This is a genomic window from Streptomyces sp. (assembly GCF_035644915.1).
Classification (GTDB): Bacteria; Actinomycetota; Actinomycetes; order Streptomycetales; family Streptomycetaceae; genus Streptomyces.
The window spans coordinates 39,596-46,377 of sequence record NZ_DASQNP010000043.1 but is presented as its reverse complement, the minus strand read 5'-3'; the positions used below and the strand labels follow the sequence as shown (position 1 = coordinate 46,377).

The following is a 6,782-nucleotide window of genomic DNA, read 5'->3' as shown; positions in this document are numbered from 1 at the left end:
TGCGGCAGGCGCTTGGTCCGCTCCACCGCCGAGACCATGCCCAGGCTGTAGCCGATGGCTTTGCCCAGCTCCAGTTGGGTCAGGCCCGCCGCGGTGCGCCACAGCTTGATCTGGCGGGCGGCGGCCTTGACCACCGGCCCGTACTCGTCGTCCCACTCCTCCTCCCAGCACGATTCGTCCGCGCCGTCGGTGGCATGGTCCGTGCGTTCCGTGCCGTCGGTGGCGTGGCCCGTGTGGTCCGTGCCGTCGTTGTTCAGCGTCATGTGTGCACCTGCCCCTTCGTCGTGCCCGTGTCCAACGGCGCTTGCTCCGGGCCTGTCACGCCGCACCGGCCGCACAGGACCGGTCGGCGGCCGTACAACCGCCGGCTGCCCGAACGCCACCACCGGTCACGCTACGTAAGGGACGGGTGCGTTGAGTAGCGGAAAAGCAGGAAATCACCCGAAACGGAAACTCCACTTTTGTCGGGGAATTCACCACCCTCCGGACCGCCCTGCGGGAGGCCGGGCGGCTACGCGCCCGCCACGGCGTATCCCGGGCCGGGGGAGGTCACCGGCCGACGGAACCGTCGGCCTGTTCGCGGAGGATGTCGGCGTGGCCCGCGTGCCGGGCGGTCTCCTCGATCATGTGCACCAGCACCCAGCGCATCGACCGCACGACCTTGTTCCGGCCGGCCGGGCGGGCACATGGACGGGTCAGGTCGTCACAGCGTCCGACGATCTCGTTCGACCGCGCGACGGCATCGCGGTAGGCGGCGACGAGGCTCTCGGCGCTCTCGTCGTCGGTCAGCTCCATGCCGAACTCCGGGTGCGGGATGTCAGCGCCTTCGAAGGCCCAGGCGAACCAGTACAGTTCCGCCGCGGTCAGGTGCTTGACCAGGCCGAGGAGACTGGTGCCGGAGGGCACCCCGGGGATGCGCGCCTGCTCCTCCGGAAGGCCCAGCGCCTTCGAAATCACCGCCTCCCGCAGGTAGTCCAGGAACGCGAGCAGCGTCGACTTTTCGTCGGGGCCGGCGTCGGGGGGAGTCATATCGCCACGTATCCGGTTCTCGGTCATCCGCTCACCCTAGTCCTCAGGGCGGAAATCATTGCCTGGGCTGGTCGGACTCGTCATTCCGGACCTGGTGGGAACAGCGGACTTCGCGGACCGCCGACTGCGGCGACGGCTGAAGGCGCTCGATGGCGACCCGGTCGCCGTCGATGCCTCCGCCGCTGGTGATCACGCTCGGTCGGACACGCGAGGCGTCGGCGGAGTGCTGGAGGCCATATCGGTGCTGCCGCAGTGAATACCGGATTCACTGCGGCAGCATCTTCGGGAGCGTGGGCGTCACAGATTGCGGCGACCATTACCGGCAGTCACCTGTCGGGTGGCGGCAGCTAGCGGCAGCTATGGGAGAACAGGGCCGAATTGCGCTCCGCGGTCGGAGCGAGCCGGGATCAGCGTCCGTTCATGCGCAGCACAGTGACGGCGCGGACCGTCATGTAGCCACGCCACTCCAGTGATGCGGCGGCCGAATAGCTGGTGAAGTCGGTTGTCCATCCGCCGTCCTGCTGCTGCCCGAGTTCCAGGCGGTCGAGGTCGTCCGACACGGCTCGGGGGTCGAGCAGGTCGCGGACCGGCCGCCCGGGCTCGGGCGAGTAGTCGAGAAGGTGAAGCGTCTCGCCCTCGGCCCCGCCGACGACGGGGACCGCCCCGTTCTTCGGGATGAACCGTCCCAGGCGGTCGAGCAGATCACGCGCCTCCGGGTGGGTGTCGGCCGCGATGTCGAGGAACTGGAGCGCGAAGGAGAGCACGTACGCGAAGGGCGCTTCGTCGATCCGGCGGATCGCGTCGAAACAGTACTGCGTCGCCGTCGCCAGCCATGGGTGGTTCCGTACGGTCTCGTCCCAGCGTGCGGCGCGGTACGCCTGCGTCGCCACCGCGGCCGTGATCTGCAGCGACGACTCCGAGGGATCCGCTTGCACCCAGAACGGGGCGCACGCCACGGGGTTGTCGATCGGGAGCGCGAACGGCAGCCCGCCGTCGGGCAGGGTCACCGAGTCCAGCCAGTCGAGGAGGGCGGCAGTGTGCGGCGAGGTCGCAGGGCCGGCGTCGGCGATCGCCTCAAGCGCGTGCTGGGCGCCTCCCGGCTGGCTCTCCGGTGCACGAAGGTCCGGTTCGAGTCCCCATCCGTAGCCGCCATCGGGGTTTCGGTAGGCGTCGAGTCCTTGGACGACGGCCTGACGAGCCGCGTCGCTGTCGGTGGTGACGGCCTCGAAGCGCCGCTGGTCGAGGATTCGTGCGTGCGAGGCCATGAACGCTCTCGCGCGACCCAGGTTGATGCTCATGCGGGGACCCTGTCATCCGCCGGCTGCGTCAGGCTTGAACGAAACGGTCAGCCGGGGGAGACGGACCTGAAGCCGGAAGGGCCGGGCGTCGGGAGGGCGCCATCCTGCTGGGGGCGGCTAAGCGACGCGTGTGAGCGCGACGGGTGTCCGGCCGGTGAGCCGTTTGCTCTCACGGTTGAAGTGGGCCTGGTCGGCGTAGCCCGCTGTGGCCGCGGCATCACGCAACGGCAGGCCTGCTCGCGCCAGGTGGAGCGCGTGCTGGAAACGGTGGATCCGCATGAGCGTCTTGGGGCCGTAGCCGAAGAGCCGGTTGCTGAGCCGACGCAGTGACCGCTCCGACAGGCCGTGGAGCTCCGCCGTCTCCCGCACGCTCAGGCCTTCGCGAGCGGCACGGTCGAGGGAGGCCGCCACACGGAGGACGGAGTGCTCCGGGTCGGCCTGCTTCCACAGGGCGATGAAGACCCGTTCGAGGGCGTCGGCCGCGTTGTCCTCGAAATCCTCGAACGACCAGCCGTCGTTCCCGGGGAGCGCGACGAGTTCCGACAACTCGACGCGCCGGTCCGTCAGTTCGTGCGCGGGCACGCCGAAAAGGGCATGGGCCACGCCCGGAGCGAGCCGGATGCCCCAGGTCACCTCGCGGGCATGCGTCCGCATGGTGACCGTCCGGGTGTCGGGGCCTGCCACGACCAGACGGCCCTGGAACCACATCAGGTCCATCACACCGTCGGGGACGATGCGCTTCTCGGGGCCGTCCGAGAGCACCCGCCACATCGTCGCGCCGGTTCGGACACCTCGTCGTGTCGTGTAGCTCCCCACGGGCCGTCCACCTCCGCCCGCGCATACTAAAGCGTGTCGCGAAGGCTGTGAGCGGGCAGGCCGAGCCGCAGTCCGGTCTCCTGCCGATCATGCTGCGGGGGCGGGGTCGTGCAGGCGGGCGACGGTACGGAAGGGCGCGGACGGAGGTGGGAGAGGGCGCAGGGAAGCGCCCTGTTGCGTGCGGTGAATTCCGCCGTTCTTCCGTGCCCCCGTGGCCGGGCGCCGCTCCCGGCGCCCGGCCGTGCCGGGACGTCGGGCCTCAGGACCGGAACGGGCCGGTCACCTCGTAGGTGATGCCGCCCGAGCTGCTGCCGCTGGTGCCGCGCTGGCTGGAGAAGTACAGCCGCCTGCCGTCGGGGGAGAAGGCCGGGCCGGTGATCTCCGAGGCGGACTGGCCGGTGACCCGCAGGAAGGGGGCGACCACGCCGTCCGGGGTGATCACGCAGATCTCCATGGTGCCGCCGTCCTCGGCGACGAAGAGGTCCCCGGAGGCGGAGCCGGTGACGTTGTCCACGCCCGTCAGCGGGGCGCTGCCGGAGACCAGGGAGTCGTCGTAGGCGAGGTCGACGGTGTCGTTCGCCGCGTCGAGCCGCCACACCCGGCCGTCGCCCTTGGTGGTGAACCAGCAGGTGCCGTCCGCGTAGTGGCAGCCCTCGCCGCCGTTGAAGTGCTTGGCGGCCAAGACCTGGTGGCGGGTGGCGGTGGAGGCGCCGGACGGGTCCGGGACGCGCGCCCAGCCGATGGAGCCGGAGGTGCCCGAGCCGCCCGTCATCACCTCCAGGGTCCCCGAGGAGAGGTTGCCCCAGACAGCGGGACGGAACCGGTAGAGGCAGCCGTCGGAGACGTCCTCGGTCAGGTAGATCACCTTGCGGACCGGGTCGGCGGCCGTGGCCTCGTGCTTGAAGCGGCCCATGGCGTCACGGCGGACGGCGGCCTTCACGCCCCACGGATCGGTCTCGTAGACGTAGCCGCGGTCCACCTCCTCGCAGGACAGCCAGGTGTTCCACGGGGTCGCGCCGCCCGCGCAGTTCTGCCGGGTGCCCGACAGGACGCGGTGGGCGCCGGTGATCGTGCCGGAGGAGTCGAAGCGGACCGCGCCCGCGCCGCCGCCGGGGTCGATCTCGGAGTTGGAGACGTAGATCCAGCCGCTGCCGTCGGCGTAGCAGGCGCCGCCGTCGGGGGCGTTGTGCCAGGTGTAGGAGGTGCCGGCGACCCGCTGTCCGGAGCGGGCGATCACCCGGCTGGTGAACCCCTGGGGCAACTGGATGCCGTTGGCGTCGGCCGGGCGCAGGGCGCCGTAGGGGCCCGGACCGGGCTGGGCGGGCGCGGCGTGTGCGACCCCGCGCCACAGGGAGCCGCCGAAGGCGGCCACCGATCCGGTGAGTACGGCTCCGCGCAGGAAGGTACGACGTTCCACGGTCACTCCACCGAAGTCGTCTGGCTCCACGGCCACCCCGGCCGTGGAGTCGGGCGATCAGGAAGGTAGGGGCGCCGTGTTGACGGAGCGTGAACGACCGGCCGCCCGCAGGGGCCGGCCGGCCCAACAGCGGCCGCTTTGCACCCGGCGGCCGTAGGGTCGTCCCCGGAGGTTCCCGGACGCGACGCGACGAGGAGGCGGGGCCGTGGGGGAACGGGACGGGCGGGACGAGGTGGCCGTGGACTTCTGGTTCGACCCGGTGTGCCCCTACACCTGGCTCACCTTCCGGTGGATGCGCGAGGTGGAGAAGGTCCGCCCGGTCCGGGTGCGCTGGCGCCTGATGAGCCTGGAGGTCCTCAACGAGGGCCGGGAGGTCAACCCGGAGGACCCGGACGGCGAGTGGGGCGAGTACCTGTGGTACCCGGTGCGGCTGTGCGCCGCCGTCGAGCGGGAGTACGGCCCCGGCGTCCTCGGCCGGTTCTACACCGCGCTGGGCACCCGCCTCCACGTCCGCGGCGAGTGGGACGCGTACGCCGGTGCCCTCGCCGACACCGGGCTGCCCGCGGAACTGGCGGAGGCGGTGGGGTCCACGGCGTACGACGGGGCGATCCGCGCCTCCCACGCCGAGGCCATGGCCCTGGTCGGCGAGGACGTGGGCACCCCGGTCATCGCCGTCCCCGGCCCGGGCGGCGGGCGCACGGGCCTCTTCGGCCCGGTGGTCTCCCCGGCGCCGCGCGGCGAGGAGGCCGGGCGGCTGTGGGACGGCGTCCTGCGACTGGCCTCCGTCCCGGGCTTCTTCGAACTCAGGCGCGCCCGCACCGGCGGGCCGGACTTCGGCTGACCGGAGCCCGGCCGCGCCGGACAACGGGCGGACCCGGGCGGCCGGTTGACCCTCGACCTGGTCGAGGCCCCAGGGTGCCGGGTGTGGAGAGCGAGATGCGCAGCATCGGTGAGATGGCCCGGGACAGCGGGCTGAGCGTGAGCGCCCTGCGGTTCTACGACCGCGCGGGCGTGCTGGTCCCGGACTGGGTGGACCCGGTGAGCGGGTACCGCTGGTACGGGCCCGGGCAGCTTCCGGAGGCCCGGCTGCTGGCCCGGCTGCGCCGGGTCGGGATGCCGCTGGCGGACGTCCGGCTGGTGCTGGCCGGCTGGTCCGGGGCGGACGCCGATCTGGTGCGGAAGCTGCTGGACGCCCATCTGCGCCGTCTCGAACGGGGGCTGACCGACGCCCGCCGTGAACTCTCCGCGGTCCGAGCCCTCCTCGAACGCAGGGAGAACCCCATGACCCCGGTTTCCACCGCCACCGCCCGGCTGACCGTTCCCGCCGACGGGCTGGCCGCCGCGCTGGACGCGGTCCGCTTCGCCGTCGGCACCGATCCCGACCTGCCCATGCTGGGCGGTGTCCTGTTCGACGCCGGGGGCGGGACGCTCCGGCTCGTCGCGACCGACCGGTACCGGATGGCGGTCGCCGGGGTGGAGGTCGCGGACCACGAGGGGGACGACGCGCGGGCCACCGTGCCCGCCCCGCTCGCCGACGCGATGCGCGCGCTCCTGGACGGCGCGGGGCCCGCCCGGCTCACGGTGGACGGCGACCGCGTGTCCCTGGAGACGAGCGGACGCCAGGCGGCCGGCCCGTGCCCCGGGCAGGAGTTCCCCGACTACCGCCGCCTCGTCCGCCTGCCCGCGGGACGGCGCGTCACCGTCGACGTGCCCGCCCTGCGCGAGGCGGTGCGGACCGGGCCCGTCCGCGCCCGGACGCCCGGGGAGGACGGCGCGGTCTTCGACGTCACCGTCCTGGCGGTGACGGCGGACGGTGCGGTGACCGTCGCCGGGGAGGACGCCGGGGAGGACGGGGAGGGCCGGGACGCCCCGGTCCTGGAGACCGGCGTCAACCGGGAGTTCCTGCTGGACGCCCTGGCCGCCGGCGCCCGGGACCGGCTGGTCATGGAGTTCGGCGACCCCACCGCGCCCGTGGCGGTCCGCCGCCCGGACGACGAGGGGACCTTCTCGCTCCTGATGCCGGTCCGCCTGGAGGGGTAGCCGGTGGCCGCCGCTGCCCCGGCACGGGGAAGCCGCGGCGCGCGGACGCCGGGGCCCGGCCCGCGGCCCCGGCGTGCTCCCCGCCCCGGCGCCGCCCGCCCGGCCCGCCGTGACGGCGCGATCGGTCACCTTCGCGCGGCACAGCACGGGCCGGGGAGGGGCACCGGGGCGGGGAACGGAAC

At 73.1% G+C, this 6,782-nt stretch carries 7 protein-coding genes; 2 read left to right on the top strand and 5 right to left on the bottom strand.

Annotated features, from left to right (window positions below; genetic code table 11):
- From VE546_RS04815 to VE546_RS04795, 5 genes are all read right to left on the bottom strand, one after another.
- Window positions 1-263 (bottom strand): helix-turn-helix transcriptional regulator (locus VE546_RS04815; protein ID WP_324918796.1); only part of this gene is annotated, 263 nt, incomplete at its 3' end.
- Window positions 264-549: 286 nt separating this feature from the next.
- Entirely contained in the window at window positions 550-1,056 is a 507-nt protein-coding gene (locus VE546_RS04810) for a DinB family protein (protein ID WP_324918793.1), read from the bottom strand.
- Window positions 1,057-1,436: 380 nt separating this feature from the next.
- Window positions 1,437-2,327: a hypothetical protein gene (locus tag VE546_RS04805; RefSeq protein ID WP_324918790.1), complete on the bottom strand. Its 891-nt coding sequence runs from the start codon at window positions 2,325-2,327 to the stop codon at window positions 1,437-1,439.
- A gap of 117 nt (window positions 2,328-2,444) precedes the next feature.
- Entirely contained in the window at window positions 2,445-3,098 is a 654-nt protein-coding gene (locus tag VE546_RS04800; RefSeq protein WP_414720403.1) for a helix-turn-helix domain-containing protein, read from the bottom strand.
- Between the two features lie 304 nt (window positions 3,099-3,402).
- Entirely contained in the window at window positions 3,403-4,560 is a 1,158-nt protein-coding gene (locus VE546_RS04795) for an alkaline phosphatase PhoX (RefSeq protein ID WP_324918784.1), read from the bottom strand.
- A gap of 205 nt (window positions 4,561-4,765) precedes the next feature.
- Here VE546_RS04795 and VE546_RS04790 point away from each other — a divergent pair, with 205 nt between their 5' ends.
- Together VE546_RS04790 and VE546_RS04785 are read left to right on the top strand one after the other, a co-directional pair.
- Complete coding sequence (locus VE546_RS04790; RefSeq protein WP_324918781.1) at window positions 4,766-5,401, top strand: disulfide bond formation protein DsbA; 636 nt, start codon at window positions 4,766-4,768, stop codon at window positions 5,399-5,401.
- Between the two features lie 95 nt (window positions 5,402-5,496).
- The gene (locus tag VE546_RS04785) at window positions 5,497-6,600 is read left to right on the top strand and encodes a MerR family transcriptional regulator (protein ID WP_324918778.1); all 1,104 of its coding nucleotides are present in this window, start codon (window positions 5,497-5,499) and stop codon (window positions 6,598-6,600) included.
- Window positions 6,601-6,782 lie beyond the last annotated feature (182 nt).